The 18,411-nt window shown below is 57.5% G+C and carries 19 protein-coding genes; 11 read left to right on the top strand and 8 right to left on the bottom strand.

What is annotated here, in order from left to right; genetic code table 11:
- Positions 1 to 2: 2 nt before the first annotated feature.
- Positions 3 to 686, bottom strand: a complete 684-nt coding sequence (locus ACL2XG_RS21555) for an N-acetylmannosamine-6-phosphate 2-epimerase (RefSeq protein ID WP_413721298.1) — start codon at positions 684 to 686, stop codon at positions 3 to 5.
- 372 nt (positions 687 to 1,058) lie between these two features.
- Here ACL2XG_RS21555 and ACL2XG_RS21550 point away from each other — a divergent pair, with 372 nt between their 5' ends.
- From ACL2XG_RS21550 to speG, 7 genes are all read left to right on the top strand, one after another.
- Positions 1,059 to 2,072: a Gfo/Idh/MocA family protein gene (locus ACL2XG_RS21550; RefSeq protein WP_410013788.1), complete on the top strand. Its 1,014-nt coding sequence runs from the start codon at positions 1,059 to 1,061 to the stop codon at positions 2,070 to 2,072.
- A gap of 34 nt (positions 2,073 to 2,106) precedes the next feature.
- Positions 2,107 to 3,372: an ABC transporter substrate-binding protein gene (locus tag ACL2XG_RS21545; protein ID WP_413721299.1), complete on the top strand. Its 1,266-nt coding sequence runs from the start codon at positions 2,107 to 2,109 to the stop codon at positions 3,370 to 3,372.
- A gap of 19 nt (positions 3,373 to 3,391) precedes the next feature.
- Positions 3,392 to 4,252 (top strand): carbohydrate ABC transporter permease, encoded by an 861-nt coding sequence (locus ACL2XG_RS21540; protein ID WP_410013786.1) that lies wholly within the window; start codon positions 3,392 to 3,394, stop codon positions 4,250 to 4,252.
- Positions 4,245 to 5,072, top strand: a complete 828-nt coding sequence (locus tag ACL2XG_RS21535) for a carbohydrate ABC transporter permease (RefSeq protein ID WP_413721300.1) — start codon at positions 4,245 to 4,247, stop codon at positions 5,070 to 5,072. Before ACL2XG_RS21540 ends, ACL2XG_RS21535 begins: the two co-directional genes overlap by 8 nt.
- 33 nt (positions 5,073 to 5,105) lie before the next feature.
- A complete protein-coding gene (locus ACL2XG_RS21530) occupies positions 5,106 to 6,221 on the top strand; it encodes an ABC transporter ATP-binding protein (protein ID WP_410013784.1) in 1,116 nt (371 codons plus the stop codon).
- A 194-nt stretch (positions 6,222 to 6,415) separates the two neighbouring features.
- A complete protein-coding gene (locus ACL2XG_RS21525; protein ID WP_410013783.1) occupies positions 6,416 to 6,745 on the top strand; it encodes a DMT family transporter in 330 nt (109 codons plus the stop codon).
- A 62-nt stretch (positions 6,746 to 6,807) separates the two neighbouring features.
- A complete protein-coding gene (gene speG / locus ACL2XG_RS21520) occupies positions 6,808 to 7,353 on the top strand; it encodes a spermidine N1-acetyltransferase (RefSeq protein ID WP_410013782.1) in 546 nt (181 codons plus the stop codon).
- A 92-nt stretch (positions 7,354 to 7,445) separates the two neighbouring features.
- Here speG and ACL2XG_RS21515 read toward each other — a convergent pair whose 3' ends face one another.
- From ACL2XG_RS21515 to glgX, 3 genes are all read right to left on the bottom strand, one after another.
- On the bottom strand, positions 7,446 to 7,916 hold the full coding sequence (locus ACL2XG_RS21515) for a GNAT family N-acetyltransferase (protein WP_413721301.1): 471 nt from the start codon (positions 7,914 to 7,916) through the stop codon (positions 7,446 to 7,448).
- Positions 7,917 to 7,936: 20 nt separating this feature from the next.
- Positions 7,937 to 8,770, bottom strand: a complete 834-nt coding sequence (locus tag ACL2XG_RS21510; RefSeq protein ID WP_413721302.1) for a hypothetical protein — start codon at positions 8,768 to 8,770, stop codon at positions 7,937 to 7,939.
- A 274-nt stretch (positions 8,771 to 9,044) separates the two neighbouring features.
- Positions 9,045 to 11,342 (bottom strand): glycogen debranching protein GlgX, encoded by a 2,298-nt coding sequence (glgX, locus tag ACL2XG_RS21505; protein WP_413721303.1) that lies wholly within the window; start codon positions 11,340 to 11,342, stop codon positions 9,045 to 9,047.
- Positions 11,343 to 11,674: 332 nt separating this feature from the next.
- On the opposite strand from glgX, the gene ACL2XG_RS21500 reads away from it, so the two are divergent.
- The 3 genes from ACL2XG_RS21500 (at position 11,675) to ACL2XG_RS21490 (ending at position 13,630) form a co-directional block, all read left to right on the top strand.
- The gene (locus tag ACL2XG_RS21500) at positions 11,675 to 12,490 is read left to right on the top strand and encodes a shikimate 5-dehydrogenase (protein ID WP_410013778.1); all 816 of its coding nucleotides are present in this window, start codon (positions 11,675 to 11,677) and stop codon (positions 12,488 to 12,490) included.
- 193 nt (positions 12,491 to 12,683) lie between these two features.
- Entirely contained in the window at positions 12,684 to 13,160 is a 477-nt protein-coding gene (locus ACL2XG_RS21495; protein ID WP_413721304.1) for a hypothetical protein, read from the top strand.
- Positions 13,161 to 13,204: 44 nt separating this feature from the next.
- Positions 13,205 to 13,630, top strand: coding sequence for a hypothetical protein (locus ACL2XG_RS21490; protein ID WP_162366696.1), 426 nt, complete (start codon positions 13,205 to 13,207; stop codon positions 13,628 to 13,630).
- Here the strand turns inward: ACL2XG_RS21490 and ACL2XG_RS21485 are convergent.
- Positions 13,620 to 14,627 (bottom strand): alpha/beta fold hydrolase, encoded by a 1,008-nt coding sequence (locus ACL2XG_RS21485; protein ID WP_410013776.1) that lies wholly within the window; start codon positions 14,625 to 14,627, stop codon positions 13,620 to 13,622. The genes ACL2XG_RS21490 and ACL2XG_RS21485 overlap by 11 nt on opposite strands.
- A 159-nt stretch (positions 14,628 to 14,786) precedes the next feature.
- Here ACL2XG_RS21485 and ACL2XG_RS21480 point away from each other — a divergent pair, with 159 nt between their 5' ends.
- Entirely contained in the window at positions 14,787 to 15,422 is a 636-nt protein-coding gene (locus ACL2XG_RS21480; protein ID WP_413721305.1) for a TetR/AcrR family transcriptional regulator, read from the top strand.
- A gap of 73 nt (positions 15,423 to 15,495) precedes the next feature.
- Here ACL2XG_RS21480 and ACL2XG_RS21475 read toward each other — a convergent pair whose 3' ends face one another.
- The 3 genes from ACL2XG_RS21475 to glnT all read right to left on the bottom strand — a co-directional run bounded on the left by ACL2XG_RS21475 (position 15,496) and on the right by glnT (position 18,379).
- On the bottom strand, positions 15,496 to 15,921 hold the full coding sequence (locus tag ACL2XG_RS21475) for a VOC family protein (protein WP_413721306.1): 426 nt from the start codon (positions 15,919 to 15,921) through the stop codon (positions 15,496 to 15,498).
- 21 nt (positions 15,922 to 15,942) lie between these two features.
- Complete coding sequence (locus ACL2XG_RS21470) at positions 15,943 to 16,929, bottom strand: PDR/VanB family oxidoreductase (protein WP_413721307.1); 987 nt, start codon at positions 16,927 to 16,929, stop codon at positions 15,943 to 15,945.
- 91 nt (positions 16,930 to 17,020) lie between these two features.
- Positions 17,021 to 18,379 carry a type III glutamate--ammonia ligase gene (gene glnT / locus ACL2XG_RS21465; RefSeq protein WP_410013772.1) on the bottom strand — a complete coding sequence of 453 codons (1,359 nt, stop codon included), beginning with the start codon at positions 18,377 to 18,379 and terminating at the stop codon, positions 17,021 to 17,023.
- Positions 18,380 to 18,411: the final 32 nt, after the last annotated feature.

The following is an 18,411-nucleotide window of genomic DNA, read 5'->3' as shown; positions in this document are numbered from 1 at the left end:
AATCAGCTCCGGGTTGCGGCCTGTGCCAGCGCCTCGATAAACCATTGGGTAATATGCTCAACGCGCGTAACGGCCGAGCCGACGGTTACGGCGAACGCGCCCTGCGCCAGGGCGGCGGCGGCATGATCCTGCGTGCGGATGCGCCCTTCCGCCATCACGTTATAACCCCGCGCCGCCAGGGCGGCAATCAGTGCCAAATCGGGGCGCGCCATCGGCTGATCGGCGGTGCCGGCCGTATAGCCGGACAGCGTGGTGCCAATCAGATCGCAGCCCAGACCTGCCGCCGCCACGCCGTCCGCCAGGCAGGCGCAATCCGCCATGATAAGGCGTTGACACGCCCGCGCCGCCCGGTAGAGTTCCGCCACCGGCACGGGCCTGACCCGGTCGGTGGCGTCAAAGGCGATAATCGACGCGCCCGCCCGCGCCAGATCCTCCACATCCGCTATAAAAGGTGTGATACGCACCGGTGAATCGATTAAATCACGTTTTACGATGCCTATCACCGGGATGGTCAACGCGGCGGCCACCCGACGCACATTCTCCACGCCCTCGATCCTTACCGCGGCCGCGCCGGCCGACTGCGCGCTTTGCGCCATGGCGACGATAATCTCCGGCCGGTCCATCGGTCCGCCGGTCACCGGCTGGCAGGATACCACCAGGCGGTGCTTAAGTTCATTCAGGGTCATCTGCGTCGTTTTCCTTAAAAAATAACCTCGGCACCGCCAGCTAACCACAACAATACCAAATATGTAAACTGGTATTTTATTTTATCGAGCAACGCACAAAAAAGGTGCTTAAAGCTATTCAAATGCACAATAATTGTGCTAATAGTTATGCGTAGCGTGAGATTAACAGCCTGATACTCAGGAATAAAAACGCAACAGTTTCGTTAAGTTAATAATATAGAACCCTTTTAAGCATCTGGCTCTAATCTGGACTTAAACTGGCATGCTTATTGTATTGCTTATCCTATAAAAACCAATAGCGACAGCGGCGGACCGCGGCCCCGAAGCCACCCGGCCGGGCCGCCGCCCAACAAAAAACCAAGAGGCCAGTCGATGAAAGACGGAACACTGAAAGTCGCCGTGGTGGGCGCGGGATTTATGGGCACCATGCATGCCAGGGTGTTCAGCCAGCTCTACGGCGTGGAAGTGATCGCCATCGCCGATCCGGATCCGGCGCGCTGCGAGGCGGTAAAGGCGTTTATTCCCGGCATCCAATGTTTTAGCGATTATCAGGACATGCTGACGCTTGAGGGATTGGATATCGTCAGCATCTGCACCAAGGATGATTTCCATCTGGCGCCGGCCCTGGCCGCCGCCCGGGCCGGCAAGCATATCTTCCTGGAAAAACCCATCGCCGCCGCCCTGGCCGACGGCGAGGAGATTGTCGGCGCGGCCCATGCCGCCGGCGTCAAGCTCGGCATCGGCTTTTTGCTGCGTTTCGACCCGCGCTATTCACGGGCGCGGGACATCATTGAAGCCGGCGAGGCGGGAGAGATCAGCCATATCGCGGCGCGGCGCAATAGCCCGGCCATTGAGGGACCGGCGCGCTACGGCGGCAGCCTGCCGCTGCCGCTGCATGTCACCGTGCACGACGTGGATATGGTCCTCTGGCTGTTGCACCGCACCAAACCGGTGAGCGTTTACGCCCAGACCACCAATAAGCGCCTCGGGCATTTGGGGACCGAGGACGCGGTTTTCGCCATTATCCGCTTTGCCGACGGCGCGGTGGTCAATCTGGAAAGCGCCTGGGCGCTGCCGGCGGGTTCACGGACCCTGCTGGACGCCAAGATGGAAATATTGACCACCGCCGGCCTGTTTGAAATCGAGTGCGGCGAGTCCGGCCTTTATCATGCATCCGAAACCGCCAACCGCTATATCGATACCCAGCACTGGCCGCTGAGCCAGGGCGAAATCAAAGGCGACCTGCGCGAGGAACTGATGGCCTTTATCAGCGATATCCGCAGCAACCGTACCACGGTCGCCACGGGAGAAGAGGCCAACGAGGCGTTACGGATTACGCTTGCGATCATGGCATCCGCCCGTACCGGTCAGGTCGTTGCCGTCTGATCGCCTCATTTATCCACTGAATAAGGATTTACGCATGAAAACGACGCTCTCCCGGTTTACCGCGCTCGTCTGCGCCTGGCTGTTCTGCGCCGGCGGCGCCCACGCGCAGGATACCCTGCGCGTATTGCTGGAAGGCCATAGCACCAGCGACTCCATCAAGGCCATGCTGCCGGAATTTGAAAAGGCGACCGGCATCAAGGTACAGGCGGAAATCGTCCCCTACGCCGATCTGACGTCCAAGGCGCTGCTGGCCTTTTCCTCCAAAAGCGGCCGCTATGACGTCGTCATGGACGACTGGGTGCATGGGGTGGGCTACGCCTCGGCGGGTTACATCGCCCCGCTCGACCCGCTGATGAAAGCCGACGCGGGTTTTGATCGCGCGGACTTCGTCAAAAGCTATGCCGATACGCTGCGCTATAAAGACCGTTATTACGGCGTGCCGGTGTACGGCGAAAGCACGTTTCTGATGTACCGCAAGGACCTGTTCGCCCAATACGGCATCGCGGTGCCGACCACCTTTGACCAACTGCTGGCGGCGGCCAAAACCCTCAAGGAAAAAAGCGGCGGCCACATGGCCGGCATCACGCTGCGCGGCGGCCAGGGCATCCATAACACCTTCTCCTGGGCGGCATTCCTGTGGGGCTATGGCGGGCAATGGATCAAGGACGGCAAATCCGCCGTCGACAGTCCCGAAGCCATCGAGGCCACCAAGGCCTACGTTAATATCCTGAAGAATTACGGCCCCATCGGCGCGGCCAATTTCGGCTGGCAGGAAAACCGCCTGGTGTTCCAGCAGGGCAAAGCGGGCATGATTATCGATTCCACGGTCAACGGCGGCTATAACGAGGACGCCCGGGAATCGACGGTGGTCGGCAAGGTCGGCTACGCCCCGGTTCCGGCGCAGCCGGGCAGTCATCCCGGCGGCAGCTCGGCGCTGCAGGTGCATGGCCTGTACCTGGCCAGCGCCAGCAAGCACCAGCAGGCGGCATGGCAATTCATCAGTTGGGCCACCAACAAGCAAACGCAGATGAAATCGGTGGAGCTTAATCCCAACGCGGGCGTCAGCTCCCTGAGCGCCATTAACAGCGAGGCCTTCGTGCGTAAGTACGGCGCGTTTAAGGACGGCATGCTGGCGGCGCTGAAAAACGGCAATCCCAACTACCTGCCCACGGTGCCGCAGGCCACCATTCTGATCAATAACACCGGCATCGCGCTGTCCCAGGCCCTGGCCGGCACCCTGTCCGCCGAGGACGCCATGGCGGCGGCAAACCGCCAGAACGATAAAGCCCTCGCGCGGTGAAACCGGGACCGGAGTCAACATGAAAGCAACGTTTACACGTTGGGCGTTTACGGTGCCGCTGCTGGCGGCACTGATGGCGGTGTCGGTCTACACGCTGGGCTATTCGCTGTACCTGGCGCTGCACGATATCGACATGATGGCGCCGCCGCCGTTTGGGTTTGTCGGGCTGGCCAATTTTATCGACGTGCTGCAGCAGCCGCGCCTGTGGTTTTCGCTGTGGCATACGCTGGTGTACGTGGCGGCGGCAACGCTTATCGAGCTGGCGCTGGGATGCGCCGTCGCCCTGTTTATCAGCCGCGATTTTCCCGGCCGCAAACTGACGCGGGCGCTGCTGCTGCTGCCGATGATCGTCACGCCCATCGTCGGCGGCCTTATCTGGCGCATTTTTTACGATCCCAACGCCGGCTTGTTTAATTACCTGGCCGGCCTGCTGGGCATCGCCCCCGTCGACTGGCTCGGCAATCCGTCCTATGCCATGGCGTCGCTTATCGTCGCCGACGTCTGGCAATGGACGCCGTTTATCATCCTGCTGGTATCGGCCGGCCTGGACTCGTTGCCGCAAGAGCCGCTGGAGGCGGCGGAACTGGACGGCGCGCGCGGCTGGCGCCTGCTGGCCTATATCAAACTGCCGATGCTCAAGCCGATTATCCTCATCGCCCTGTTCCTGCGCATGATTGACGCCTTTAAGTCGTTCGATCTGATTTATGTCATGACGCGCGGCGGGCCGGCGCTGGCCACCGAAACCACCAACATGTTCGCCTACCTGACCGGCTTTCAGGATTTTCGCATCAGCGAAGCGGTGGTGATCGCCATCATCAACACGCTGCTGGTTATCCTGGTGCTCTCCATGGCAAGCAACCGGATTATGAAAGATGCCTGATTCTCTGAAACGCACCGGCCGCTGGGCGGGGTTTTATGCTCTATTAGTGCTTATCCTGGCATTTTTCCTGCTGCCGATTTTCTGGCTGGTGTCGATGTCGTTCAAAACCTATATCGACGCGTTCGCCATGCCGCCCAGGCTGTTTTTTACGCCCATCCTGGACAACTACGCCACCGTACTCGGTAACAGTGATTTTATCCGCGCCTTCTTTAACAGCGTGGTGATCTCCCTGGCCGCCACCTTGCTGTGCCTGCTGCTGGGGGCCTTGTTCTCCTACGGGCTGGTGTTTTTTGTCATCAAGAAGGCGCGCGCCAAGCAATTTATCATGAGCCTGCGTTTTGCCCCGGTGATCATGCTGGTGCTGCCGGCCTACTACCTGGTGACGTCCCTCGGCCTGACCGACAGCTACCTGGTGCTGATTGCGGTCTATACCCTCGCCAACGTGCCCTTCACCATCCTGATGATCACCACGTTTTTCGAGGATATTCCGCCGGAATTACGCGAGGCGGCGCTGGTGGACGGGGCCAGCGAATGGCAGGTCTTCGCCCGGATCATTCTTCCCCTGGCCCGTACCGGGCTGGCCGCGTCCGGGGTGCTGACGCTGTTTTTTATCTGGAATGAGTTCCAGATCGTGCTCACCCTGTCCGGCGAATCCACCCAGACCCTGCCGGTGGCCATCACCTCGTTCCTCACCTTCCAGGGCACCGAATGGGGGCCGCTCACCGCTGCCGGCACGCTGGTTATGCTGCCGATGCTGGTGCTGGGACTGCTGGTGCAAAAACATCTGGTCCGGGGTTTAACCATGGGCGGCGTGAAATAACGCCCGACCACCCTACAACAGGAGAGCCGGACGATGGCTGCCATACGCTTACGCAATGTCTTTAAAAGTTATCACAACACCCAGGTCATCAACGGGGTCAACCTGGATATCGAGCATGGGGAGTTCTGTGTGTTTGTCGGCCCCTCGGGCTGCGGCAAATCCACCTTGCTGCGCATGATAGCCGGGCTGGAAACCATCAGTTCGGGAGATATTATTATCGGCGACCGGGTAGTCAACCGCCTGCCGGCTTCGGAGCGCGGCGTGGCCATGGTGTTCCAGAGCTATGCCCTGTACCCCCATATGTCCATTTTCGACAATATGGCCTTCAGCCTGAAGCTGGCCAAGGTCGACAAGCGGGAGATAGCGCGGCGGGTGCACGACGCCGCCGGCATCCTTCAGCTTGACCCGCTGCTCGACCGCCTGCCGAAGGCCCTGTCCGGCGGCCAGCGCCAACGCGTGGCCATTGGCCGCGCCATCGTGCGCGACCCGGAGGTCTTTTTATTCGACGAGCCGTTATCCAACCTGGACGCGTCGCTGCGCGTCGCCACCCGGGTCCAGATTGCCAAACTGCATCATGAGCTGGGCAACAGCATGATTTATGTCACCCATGATCAGGTGGAGGCCATGACGCTGGCTGATAAAATCGTATTGCTCAACAGTGGCGCCGCCATGCTCAGCCAGGGTTCCATTGCCCAGGTCGGCCATCCGCTGGCGCTGTATCACCACCCGGTCAATCGCTTTGTCGCCGGTTTTATCGGGTCGCCCCAAATGAATTTCCTGGCGGCGAGGTTAACCGGCGCCGGGGCCGACCGGGCGACGGTCACCCTGGACGGAACCGACGCCGTCGAGCTTTGCGTCGACGCCAGGCTCGCCGACGGCGACGACGTCTGTGTGGGCATCCGTCCCGAGCACCTGCGACTGTGCGCGCCGCAGGACCGGCAGCTGTCGGGGCGTATCCAGCACATTGAACATCTGGGCGAAGCGGCTTATTTATACATTGCACTGCCGGACCGCGAGCCGGTGATACTCCGGCACGGGGAAGACCGGCGCCTGGCATTGGGCGATACGGTGGATCTCGCCATCCCCGCCGACAAGGCGCACCTGTTTGACGGCGCGGGCAACGCTTTCCGGCGCACCGTGGATATTTAGCCTGCGGCGGCGTGGGCGGCGGCGTGGGTGGCGGCTTCCCCCGCGCCCATCCGTTACCGTTGCCCGTAACACGTCCGCGTTAGAGCAATGATTACAGAGATTATTCACTGAATTTGTCATAATATTGCCAATTTTCTTCTGCAGGCGGGCTATGATAATATCAGTAGCCATTTAGAAACCGAAAGAATAATCTTATGACCTATCTGTACCTGTTAATAGCAATAATTTCTGAAGTCATAGCCACAAGTTCGTTAAAAGCCTCCGCGGGTTTTACCAAAATGTACCCTTCCATTATCGTTATTGTCGGGTATTGTATTTCTTTTATATTGCTTTCCCAAGTACTCAAAACCATGCCCGTGGGCGTCGCTTATGCGGCATGGGCAAGCTTAGGCATTGTATTTGTTGCCGTTTCAGGTTATTTCTTTTTTGACCAAAAGCTCGATATCTATGCCATACTCGGTATGTTCATGATCATTGGTGGTGTTTTGGTCATGAATGTTATTTCTAAAACCACTAATCATTAATTAGCTTATAATATCATTCTTTTTATTATGGGGAATATAATCAAGCATGCCTGGCAGCCATCATGATTGTGGAAAATGAAATATCGCATAGTTATAATATTAAGCTTCGTCCATTAGAACGGGAAGATCTGCATTTCGTTCATCAGCTGGATAATAATGAAACTGTCATGCGTTATTGGTTCGAGGAACCTTACGAGGCTTTTGTCGAACTTAACGACCTTTATGACAAGCATATCCATGACCAAAGCGAACGGCGGTTTATCATTGATAAAGAAGGTGTGGGCATCGGCCTGGTGGAACTGGTTGAAATCAATCATATCCATCGCCGCGCCGAGTTCCAGATCCTGGTCGACCCGGCCCATCAGGGGCACGGCTATGCCAGCATTGCCGCGCAGCTGGCCATGAACTATGGATTTATGGTGCTTAACCTGCATAAGCTGTATCTGATTGTCGATCAGGAAAACGAGAAGGCCATCCATATCTACGGCAAGCTGGGTTTCAAGGTCGAAGGCGTATTGCTGAAAGAATATTTTGTCAACGGCGAATACCGCAACACCATCCGGATGTGTATTTTCCAGAACGAATATCTGGCGAGTAAGAAAAGATAACAGGATGCTACCCGGCTGGCGCCGCCCGCGCCATGGGGAGCCGCCTGTCGCGGCAAGCGAACCCAAAATGCGGCGCCTGGCGCGAAGGGCGCTTAAAAGACATCATCCGCAATGGGCTTATGCATATAGAGGCTCAGGGGATCATCCGGGTAAGCGCCAAAACGGCCGACGCGGCTGAAGCCCTGTTTTTCATACAGCGCCACGGCATCCATCTGGTAAATGCCCGTTTCCAGATACAGGTCGCGAAATCCCTGGCCGCGCGCCCAACCCTCCAGCCGCGTCAGTAATGCCGAGGCAATACCGCAGCCGCGAAAAGCCGGATCGACATACAGGCGTTTGATCTCCGGCAGCTTATCCTCGCCCACAAACAGGCAGACGCAGCCGGCGGCCCGCATGCCCGCCCGCGCCAGCCAAACCCGCACCCCGGCTGCGCGCAGCGCGCCGATCGGCAGGCCATGATTGCTTTGCGCCGGGTACAGCGGTATTAAATACGCGTCGAGCGCGGCGACCAGGCGGGCAAACTCCGGGTCGCTGGCCTCAACCGGCATGATGCGCACGTCCATACCCTTCCTTGCGGTGACTTTTATATATTTATATTATAAAATTCCCTGGTATTGAACACCTCAGAACTGCAGTTAACGTAAAAATCATCCACCAAAGACATCGCGTTATCCAGATAAACTGAAATATCGCAACCGTAGTTAATTTTGCTTTTTTGCAGGGTATTGGTCGGCAGGGTCTTATTGATACAGGTGATCGCCGCCTTACAGCCGCATTTATCGGCGATAATCACCCGTTCCGGCGTAATAAGGTTTACATTCCAGCCCGCCTTGATCACCGTGGTCCGGATATCAACATCCTGGCCGGACACCGCCGCCACATCGCGCATGATGTCGACCTGCTCAAGAATAAAGGCCTTGACTGAATCGGCATCTAAAATAACCTTTTGATAAGGTTCAAGAATTTTACTCAGCACCCCTTTAACCATCAACGTGATTTCAGTATCTTTATTGAACTGGAAATAGGACCCGTAACCGTCGGTAAAGACCAGTTCCTGCCGTTTATCAAAAAAAATCGGCGCCAGGTCAATTAATTTATCATGGATCTGCGCATCAAGCTTCAACGCCGCGCCCTGATCCGAGCGGTGATGGTTAGACCAAAGCTTAACGGCATCGGCGATTCTGTTATTGGCAACATAAGACATGGCATAATAATTAGTCTTTAGGAACTTATTAACTTCAATCAATTTTTTGAATAAGACATCCGATTGGATAAAACTCAGATGGAATTCGCGCGCTAATGTCGCCTGCGTCAGAAAAGGATTGCGCAGCATCAAATAGACCGCGTCCAGCAGCAGATCGTCGCCAAAGTCAAACTGGCGGATAAATCTTAAGGCGCTGTGGGGGAACGTATTCATCTCATCTCAAGTCCCATGGCATGTTGCCGTTGTTCGGTAGCCACAACAGGGCAACGGTTATCCTTCTGATTAACTCGTTCCAAAGGGTTTGCGTTTAAGGAGTATCGGCAGCGGGGCGTGAATATTTAGCAAAAAAACGTGAAAAGAGTGCGCAGGGTTTACAGCAGAGGTCGTGATGGGGAAACGTGGCCAGGGGGGCGGGCGGGTTTCCCCCGCCCGACCGGGGCCCCGCGACGTGGCAGGCCCGCTAACACCTTACTTGCTTAAGGCCGGCTTAAGCCACCACCATCGTGGTCTTGGTATTCACCAGTTCAAACAGCACCACCGTTCGCGACGGACAGGTATAGGCATGGCCGAAACCAAAGCTATGCTCATTGATATCATCCGGCTGAAAGGTATCAAATATATGCCGCCAGCCGTACCCGTGCGCCACCTCCGGCAGGGTAAAGACCAGATTCTCGTGGGAGGCGCTGAACAACAACAGCACGGTACTCTGCGATCCCACCCGCAGCAGCCCGGTAGGCTGCGCGCGACCGTCCAGCAGCATGCCGATGCTCTTCAGATTGGCGTCGCCCCAGGCCTCCTCCGACATTTCCTCGCCGTTGGGCTGCACCCAGGTCACATCCTTAATATTGAGCTTCTCATTGAGCTTGCCGCTGAGAAAACGCCCGCGATGCAAAATCGGAAAACGGTTGCGCAGGGCAATCAGCCTGTAAGTAAATAAAATCAGCGATTCGCCCTTATCGTTGATCTCCCAGTTTACCCAGCTGATATCGCTATCCTGGCAATAGCCATTGTTATTACCCTGTTGGGTACGGGCAAACTCATCTCCCGCCAGCAGCATCGGCGTACCCTGCGAGAACATCAGCGTCGCCAGCATATTGCGCATCTGGCGCAGCCGCAGCTCGTTAATCGCCGGGTCGTCGGTGGGGCCTTCGACGCCATAGTTGGCTGAAATATTATCACTGTGGCCGTCGCGGTTATCCTCGCCGTTGGCGTCGTTATGCTTATGCTCGTAGGACACCAAATCGTTAAGCGTAAAACCATCGTGGGCGGTGATAAAGTTCACCGACGCATGGGGTTTACGGCCGCGATGATTGAAGATATCGGCGGATCCGGCCAAACGGGTGGTAAAGTCCGCCAGCTGGCCCTCGTCGCCGCGCCAGAATTTACGTACCGAATCGCGATATCTGTCGTTCCATTCCGACCAGCCCGGCGGAAAACCACCCACCTGGTATCCGCCCGGGCCGCAGTCCCAGGGTTCGGCAATCAGCTTGCACCGGCTCAGGATGGGGTCCTGGCGGCAGGTGTCCAGAAAGCCGCAACCTTCGTCAAAGCCGTACGCCTCACGCCCAAGGATAGTCGCCAGATCGAAACGGAAGCCATCCACCTGCATCTCGGTGGCCCAGTAGCGCAAGGAATCCGTCACCATCTGCAGTACCCGCGGGTGGCTCAGGTTAATGGTGTTGCCGGTGCCGGTATCGTTAATGTAATAACGTTTCTCCTCGGGGAACAGGCGATAGTAGCTGGCATTATCGATACCTTTGAGCGACAGCGTGGGCCCAAGCTCGTTGCCTTCGGCGGTGTGGTTGTACACCACATCCAGGATCACCTCGATGCCCGCGGCGTGCAGCGTGGCGATCATCTGTTTAAATTCATTGACCGTCGAGGTGGCCATATATTGCGGATGGGGCGCAAAAAAGCACAGGGTATTGTAGCCCCAGAAATTATGCAGTCCGTTTTCCTGCAAATGACGATCGTCGGCGAAGGCGTGGATCGGCATCAGTTCAATGGCGGTCACGCCGAGTGATTTAATGTAATCGACAATCTGCGGCGTGCTCAGGCCGGAGAAAGTGCCGCGCTGATGCTCCGGCACCGCCGGGTGGCGCATGGTATAGCCGCGCACATGGGTTTCATAAATAAGCGTTTTTTCCCAGGGGATAAAACTTTTGCCGTTGGACGGCCAGGAAAACGCCGGGTCGATCACCCGGCATTTCGGCATAAAAGGCGCGCTGTCGCGCTCATCCAGGCTCAGATCCTTATCTTCCGCCTCGAAATCGTAGGAAAACAGCGCGTCATCCCACTTCAGCTCGCCCCAGATCTGTTTGGCATAGGGATCGAGCAGCAGTTTGGCGGGGTTGAAACGATGTCCTTCCTCGGGGGCATAAGGACCGTGCACCCTATAGCCATACAGCAGGCCGGGACGCGCGTCGGGCAGGTAGCCATGCCAGACCTCGTCGGTATATTCCGGCAGCTCTATCCGGTCATACTCCTCCCCCTCCTCGGTGAACAGGCACAGCTCCACCTTGGTGGCGTGGGCGGAGAAAATGGCGAAATTGACGCCCAGTCCGTCCCAGGTTGCTCCCAGCGGTACCGGCATGCCTTCCCTGACGCGCGTTTTGCGATCCGCGTCCAGGCGGCTGATAATGTCATGATCGCTATTGGGATGGGCAATGCGCACCCCTTTATTATCAATGGTCACCACCACCTGATTATCCACTTTGCTCGCCATGGTGGTGGTAGTGGTCGGAATAACAATTTCGTTAACCTTCTTCGACGATCCCTTAGCCATCAAACTCGTCTCCTGCGCATAATTTTTAGTATATCCAGTCACAATGCCGACCGCCGCCCGCAAGGTCTGCCAGCATGCGATGGACAGTCAGATAATCAATATAGTTCCTGCCGGTGAAGGCATGAGGTAAACGGCACGACGGCCGGGGAAATTGGAGTGGTAAGACACGCCTTATTGGAGTGTAGTACCGGTTCGCGGTTATGCCAGAAGCGCACGGCAATGTTTCAGCCCGGCCATCCGCGCCGGTAACCACCGGATGACGGCGCCATGATGTGATATCCTTTTATCCACAGCGTAACGGCATTTGTTTACGACTCAGGCAATAGGACCCTATGATGAATATCAATAAAGATACCCTGTTATGCATGTCTCTGGCCGCCCGCCCCGGCAACTTCGGCACGCGTTTTCATAATTATCTCTATGAAAAGCTCGGTCTGAACTATATCTATAAAGCCTTTACCACCCGCGATCTTGCCGCCGCCATCGGCGGCGTCAGGGCGCTGGGCATCCGCGGCTGCGCGGTGTCGATGCCGTTTAAAGAGGACTGCATCCCCTACCTGGACGAGCTTGACTCCTCGGCGCGCGCCATCGAGTCGGTGAATACTATCGTTAACACCGACGGCTATCTGAAAGCCTATAACACCGACTTCATCGCCATTGAGCGCCTGCTGGCAAAGCATCAGGTCAGCCCGGACAGCGCCTTTGCCCTGCGCGGCAGCGGCGGCATGGCGAAAGCCGTGGCCGGCGCGCTGCATAATGCCGGGTTCCGCCAGGGGGTGATTATCGCCCGCAATGAAAAAACCGGCCGTCATCTGGCGGAACTCTACGGCTACCGCTGGCAGGCCGATGAAACCGGGCTGGACGCCGCGCTGCTGATCAACGTCACGCCGGTGGGCATGGCGGGCGGCGCCGGGGCCGAAGAGCTGTCCTTCAGCGAGCCGTATATCGCCCGGGCCGGGCGGGTGTTCGACGTGGTGGCGCTGCCGGCGGAAACCCCGCTGATTCAATATGCGCGCCTGCATGACAAAGCCGTGATTACCGGCGCCGAGGTGATTGCCATCCAGGCGCTGGAACAGTTTGTGCTGTATACCGGCGTGCGTCCCGACGACGCGTTGGTGGAACGCGCGGCCGCCTACGCCCGCGGCTAACGTGGTGCAACCCATGCACCACTATCGTTCGCGCTGAACGGCGGGGAAAGACGGTCAGCGCGGATCCTTTGCAACATATTGATTATTCTAGAGCTCATCGCTGTTTCTCTGTTGGCATATTACTTGCTTATTAATTAGTTAATTAATTAATAAGCTTTAGATAGCTTTATCAAGCCAACCGGAGAGTATCAGAATGACCGTCGACGAAGTAATCGCGCGTTTCGAGCAGGAACGCGAAAAAATATGGTTCGAGCAGCCGGACGAAGTGCGGGATCTGGGCAAGGGTATTGTGCCGCGCGGTACCGGCGCGCGCGGGCAATACCTGAGCACCATTATTTTCGCCGAGGGGGAAGCGCGCACCATGGCCGACGAAATGCTGTGGGGCCTGATCCGCGTGGCGGAGGATACCGACGCCGATTTGCCGACGCTGCAAGCCATCATTAAGGAAATCATCGGCTATAAAGCGGACTTTTTTGATTTTGTCAGCCTGCCCCACGCGGCCGCCATGATCCATCTGTATGTGGATACCGCCTGCCAATGCACCACCCTGCATGACCTGTGCCGGTTGTCGCATGCGGCGCTGTCCTACGCCAACCGCCTGCATATGTGGGTTGATTTTATTCTGCCATGGGGCCTTGGCGACGGCTTCCGCCGGGTTAAACCGGCCTGACCTCCCTTATCTTATTTCCTTTTACGCTATCATCAGGTGCCAGAATGAAACTCAGAATGAACGTTGCGGACGAACCTATTTGCATTATCGAGGTATGGGAAGATAAAGTGCCCAACCTGGTTAAAGAACTGCGGGCCAAATTGCCGATGAAAAGCGTCTTGCAGCACGGCAAGCTTATCGGCGATATGGTGTTTTTCACCATGCCCATCGTCGCCCCGTGGGAAAATAAATTCAAAACCGAAGAAGTGGGCAAAATGCGCCGGGAAAAATACGGCAAGGTTACCGGGTCGGTGTGTTTTTACAGCCCGCGCCAGCAATTTTGCGTCGTGTACGGCGATGATACCGCCGAAGAGCCTTTGCCTATTTCGTATATCGGCGAAGTTATCGAAGGCGACCTGCAGTTGCGCGTCACCGGCCTGGAAACCTGGTTTGACCAGGGCCGGGTGGTGGAACTGGAGATTATTGAGTAAGCAGTTCGCGTATCGCTTGCTCGATAACGGCGGTTTCCGCGGCAAAACGTCCGGGCGCGCCGGCGCAGTGGCCGTAGTCGGACGTAAGCGGCCGCCATTTCCCCTGTTTAAGCCATGAAAACTCCTTAAACGCCTCCTCCTGGGTGAAATACTGGTCGGTATTGCACGGCATCACAATGGTCCTGGCGGTAACCGCCGCCAGCGCCGCCTGAAGGCTGCCGCCATATCCCGGCGCCCGCCCCGCGTCGGCATCCTGCCAGGTGCGCAGCATGCACAGCAAGTCGTTGGCATCCCACGCCTGATGATCGCGCTCCCAGTCCCGCAGCAGATCCTCGCGCGTGGCGAAGTGGAGTCCCTGATACAGCGCGTCACGGTAAAAGGCCGCGCTATAGGCCCATCCGGCATAGACCCGGCCGAATGCCGCCAGCCCGGCCAGCGGCGGGGAGGCATAATGGCCGTCATTGAACGCCGGATCCGCGCGCAGCGCCGCCTTCACTCCTTCCAGAAACACATGATTCAGCGGCCAGCAGCGCGCGCTGCCGCAAATGGGCAATAGCGCCCGCACCGCCGCCGGATAGGCCGCGGCCCAGTGCCAGGCCTGCATCGCCCCCATCGACCAGCCGCATACCAGCGCCAGTTGCTCAATACCCAGAGAGTCGGTAATCAGCCGGTGCTGCGCCCGCACGTTATCCCCTACCGTCACCGCCGGAAACAGCGGTCCGCCCTGGCGCGGGGAGTTGCTGGGCGAGGTGGAAACGCCGTTGCCGAACATATTGACGGCGATAATGCAATGGCGCGCCGGGTCCAATGCCCGCCCCGCGCCGATAATCGCGCGGTAGGATCGGTGCGTGCCGGTGTACCACGACGGCAACAGCACGGCATTGTCGCGCCGCCGGTTAAGCCGGCCGTGGATTTCATAGGTCAATGTGGCGTCATAAAGCGTTGCGCCGCCTTCCAGCGCAAACGCGCCCAGGTCGCAGACGTGGTAATCCGGCATGATGCCTCCCTCCGGCGTAGCCGGTATGATAGATGTTAATTAATCAGCTAGTTAACTTGTTGCTGATTTCCCGCCTGTGGTAGTATTCACCTATTAAAACTGATTATCCCCATGCTGCAATAACGCCATTCAAAGAATTGGGCTGCCCGGACGCAATGTATGAAAACCAATGACATAAAAGAAAAAGTCGCGGCTAAAAATGGTAAGAATTTGCAAAACGATGTCGCTCATGCCCTGCAGGACTCCGCGCTGGAATTGTTTGCCAAACAAAATTACTCCTCGGTCCGCATCAAGGATATCGCCGAGGCGACCGGGCTTAATTCCGCTTTGATTTATTATTATTTTGGCTCCAAGGAAAACCTATTTCTCAAGGTCATCGAATCCACGGTGGAAAAGGCCTTCGAGCAATTTGATTCCATCAAAATGAATGCGGATAATCCCAAGGACGTACTGTTCCTGTGGATCCAAATCCACATTTTGCAATTCTACCTGCTGCAGAAATTAGCCAAGATTAGCCTTGATTACGCCGGCACCAACGGGCGTACGCCCGATATCGACAAAGCCGTGAAGAAATTTTATGAAAAAGAGTCGGTGATCCTGAAAAACACCATTAAGGACGGCATCGCCGCCGGCGTTTTCCGCGAGGTCAATCCGGTGGATATGGCGATGTTTATCTCCACCTTTCTCGATGGGGTGTTATTTCGCACCGTCATGTTCCCTACATTCAAATATAAACACGCCATTAACTGTATGCGGGACTTTGTCTTCGAGCATCTGGACATCAAGACGAAATAAATCCGGCGCGCCGCCGGCCACGCGGCGGCGCGGGGATAATCGGGTTATTAAAGAACGCCGGCGGCGCCGGACCTCAGTGCGCGAACAGCTGGCCGATATCCTTGAACGCCTTGAACTCCAGGGCATTCTGGCAGGGGTCGAGCAAAAACATCGTCGCCTGCTCGCCGATTTGCCCTTTGAAACGAATATAGGGTTCAATCACAAAGGCGGTGCCGTGGGCGGTCAGCCTGGCCGCCAGCGCTTCCCAGTCGTCCCAGGCCAGTACCACGCCAAAATGCGGCACCGGCACATCGTGGCCGTCCACCGGATTGGTATGCGCGTGCTCCTGGCTCGGGGTTTTAGGGTGCTCGTGGATAACCAGTTGGTGGCCGAAAAAGTTAAAATCCACCCACTGCTCGCTGCTGCGTCCTTCTTCAAGGCCAAAAATTTCACCATAAAAATGGCGCGCGGCGTTCAGGTCGTAAACAGGAATTGCCAGGTGAAAGGGTGCAACGGACATAGCTAGACTCCTCTGATGGTATTAAAGATCGATCACTAAACGTGTAGAGCGCGCCCGTGAGCAGCACAGCATGATTTTGTTGTTCGCGTCCTTCTGCGCGGCGCTAAGGTACTCATCCCGGTGATCCGGTATGCCCGCCTTGACCCCGGCCAGACAGGTGCCGCAAACCCCCAGTCCGCACGATACTTCCACCGCCACCCCCGCCTGGTTAAGCGCCTCGGCAATACTCAGATCGGCGGGTATCGGGATAACCGCGCCGGTGCTGAAAATCTCGACGTCAAACGTGGTCTCGCCGCGCACCTCCGGCGGGGTAAAGGACTCATAAAAACACGCCTCGGCGGGAATTTCCGCCGCGGCGCATTGATCGCGCACGCTTTGCATAAACGGCAGCGAGCCGCAGAAGTACAGGCTGAACCGGCCGTGCCGCCGTTGCCAGTCGCGGATCACCACCGCCAGGGACTGCTGATAATCCGCGTCGGCAGGGGCTGCGCCGTCCCGGCAATGGGGGACGATATGCCGCGCAAGCCGCGTATAATCCGGCTGTTCCATAAAGGCGCCGAGGGTGTCGGGCCTGCCGTAATAGTGCAACCCGAACTCCCGCCCCTGCGCCCTAAGCGTCAGCGCCATCGCCAGCAGCGGTGTAATGCCGATACCGCCCGCCAGCAGCAGCGCCGGCTCCCGCCGCTCCGCCAGCGGGAAATCATTGCGCGGCGCGGATATCCAAAGGCTATCCCCCCGCTGCAGGCTATCGCGGATATAGCTGCCGCCGCCACGGGAGCGGCGGGCGGCCAGGATCGCCAGCCGGTAGCTATCGCGCCGCGCCGGATCGCCGCATAACGAGTACTGCCGCAGCAGTCCGTCCGCCAGGCGCAGCTGGATATGCGCCCCGGCGGAAAACGGCGGCAGCGGCGCGCCGTCGGAACGGGCCAGGGTGAGAAACACCACCCCGTCGCCCCGGTGGCTTTTCGCCACCACCATGACCTCAAAAAAATGCTGTGATACGTTCATAAATCGCCGCCCTGCCGGCATCGCGACGGTGGAACGCATCCGCCGCCGCGTGGTTTAACGGTATCGCGTAACGGGCAATACAGGCCCCGCCTCAGAATATCGTGCTGTATTGATCGATTTCCCACTGGCTGACGTGCAGATGGTAGTTGTTCCATTCCTGGGTTTTATATTTCACGAACTCATCGCGCAGCGCAGTGCCGAGCGTGGCTTCGATAAAGGGATCGGCGGCGAACGCCTCCACCGCTTCCTGCAGGTTTTGCGGCAGGAAATCGATGCCGCGGGCGCGGCGCTCCTGTTCGCTGATGGCATACAGGTTGTCCTCGTTCGGCTCGCGCGGGTCGATTTTTTCGCGGATGCCTTCCAGGCCCGCCGCCAGCGCCAGGGTGGCCGCCAGATAAGGATTGACCGCGCCGTCCGCGTTGCGCGATTCGCAGCGGCCGCCGCCGGCGGGCACCCGTACCGAGTTGGTGCGGTTGTTGGATCCATAGGAGTTAAACACCGGCGCCCAGGAGAAATAGTTCATCGCGCCCTGGCGCACCAGGCGTTTATAGCTGTTGACGGTGGGGGCGAACGCCGCGCACAACGCCCGGCCGTGCTTGAGCAGGCCGCCGATAAAATAATAGCCGGTATCGGACAGGCCCAGGCCGCGCGGGTCGTCTTTGCTGGCAAAGATATTGGCGCCGCTGCCGATATCGTATAACGACATATTGAAATGGGCGCCGGTGCCGGTTTTATTGGCAAAGGGCTTGGGCATCATGGTCGCCACCAGGCCCAATTCCTTGGCGTAATGTTTGGCCATAAAGCGGAAAAAGATAAACCGGTCGCAGCTGGTCAGCGCATCGGCATAGTTGAAATCAAATTCGTATTGCGAATTTCCGTCCTCGTGATCCAGGGAATAGAGGTCCCAGCCCAGATCGTTGATGGTGGTGGAGACCTTATCCAGCCAGGCGAACTGATCGACAAAGCCGCGCAGGTCATAACAGGGCTTATTCAGCTTATTATCTTTTTCCGGCACCGACAGTCCGCCGTCCTCGCCGCGTTTGAGCAGATAGATTTCGCATTCGATGCCCAGGTTAAAACCAAATCCCATTTCTTTCGCCTGCGCCAGCACGTTTTTCAGCGCCACGCGGGTATTAAGGGCGTAGGGTTCGCCCTTAAAGGCGTTGTCCGCCGGCATCCAGGCGATTTTCGGCTCCCAGGGCAGCTGGATGATATGATCCAAATCCGGTATCGAGGTCAGCTCATCCTCATTGGGCAATTGGCCCAGTCCGTCCAGCGCATAGCCGGTGTAGCGCTCCGATCCGGCCGCCATCTGGCTGAAATGGCCGATGGGCACCACCTTGCCTTTGGGCACGCCGTGGATATCCACATAGGCGCCCATGCAATATTCCACCCCTTTCTGCTTTAACTGCTGGGCAATTTCCGCTATCTGCTGCTGACTTTTTTTCATAATAGGCTCTGCTCTGTAGGTAAATATCGCGT

This window comes from Sodalis sp. RH24, assembly GCF_047324145.1.
Taxonomy (GTDB): domain Bacteria; phylum Pseudomonadota; class Gammaproteobacteria; order Enterobacterales; family Enterobacteriaceae; genus Acerihabitans.
Note: the sequence above shows the minus strand (reverse complement) of the source record. Positions and strands in the feature narration are given on the sequence as shown.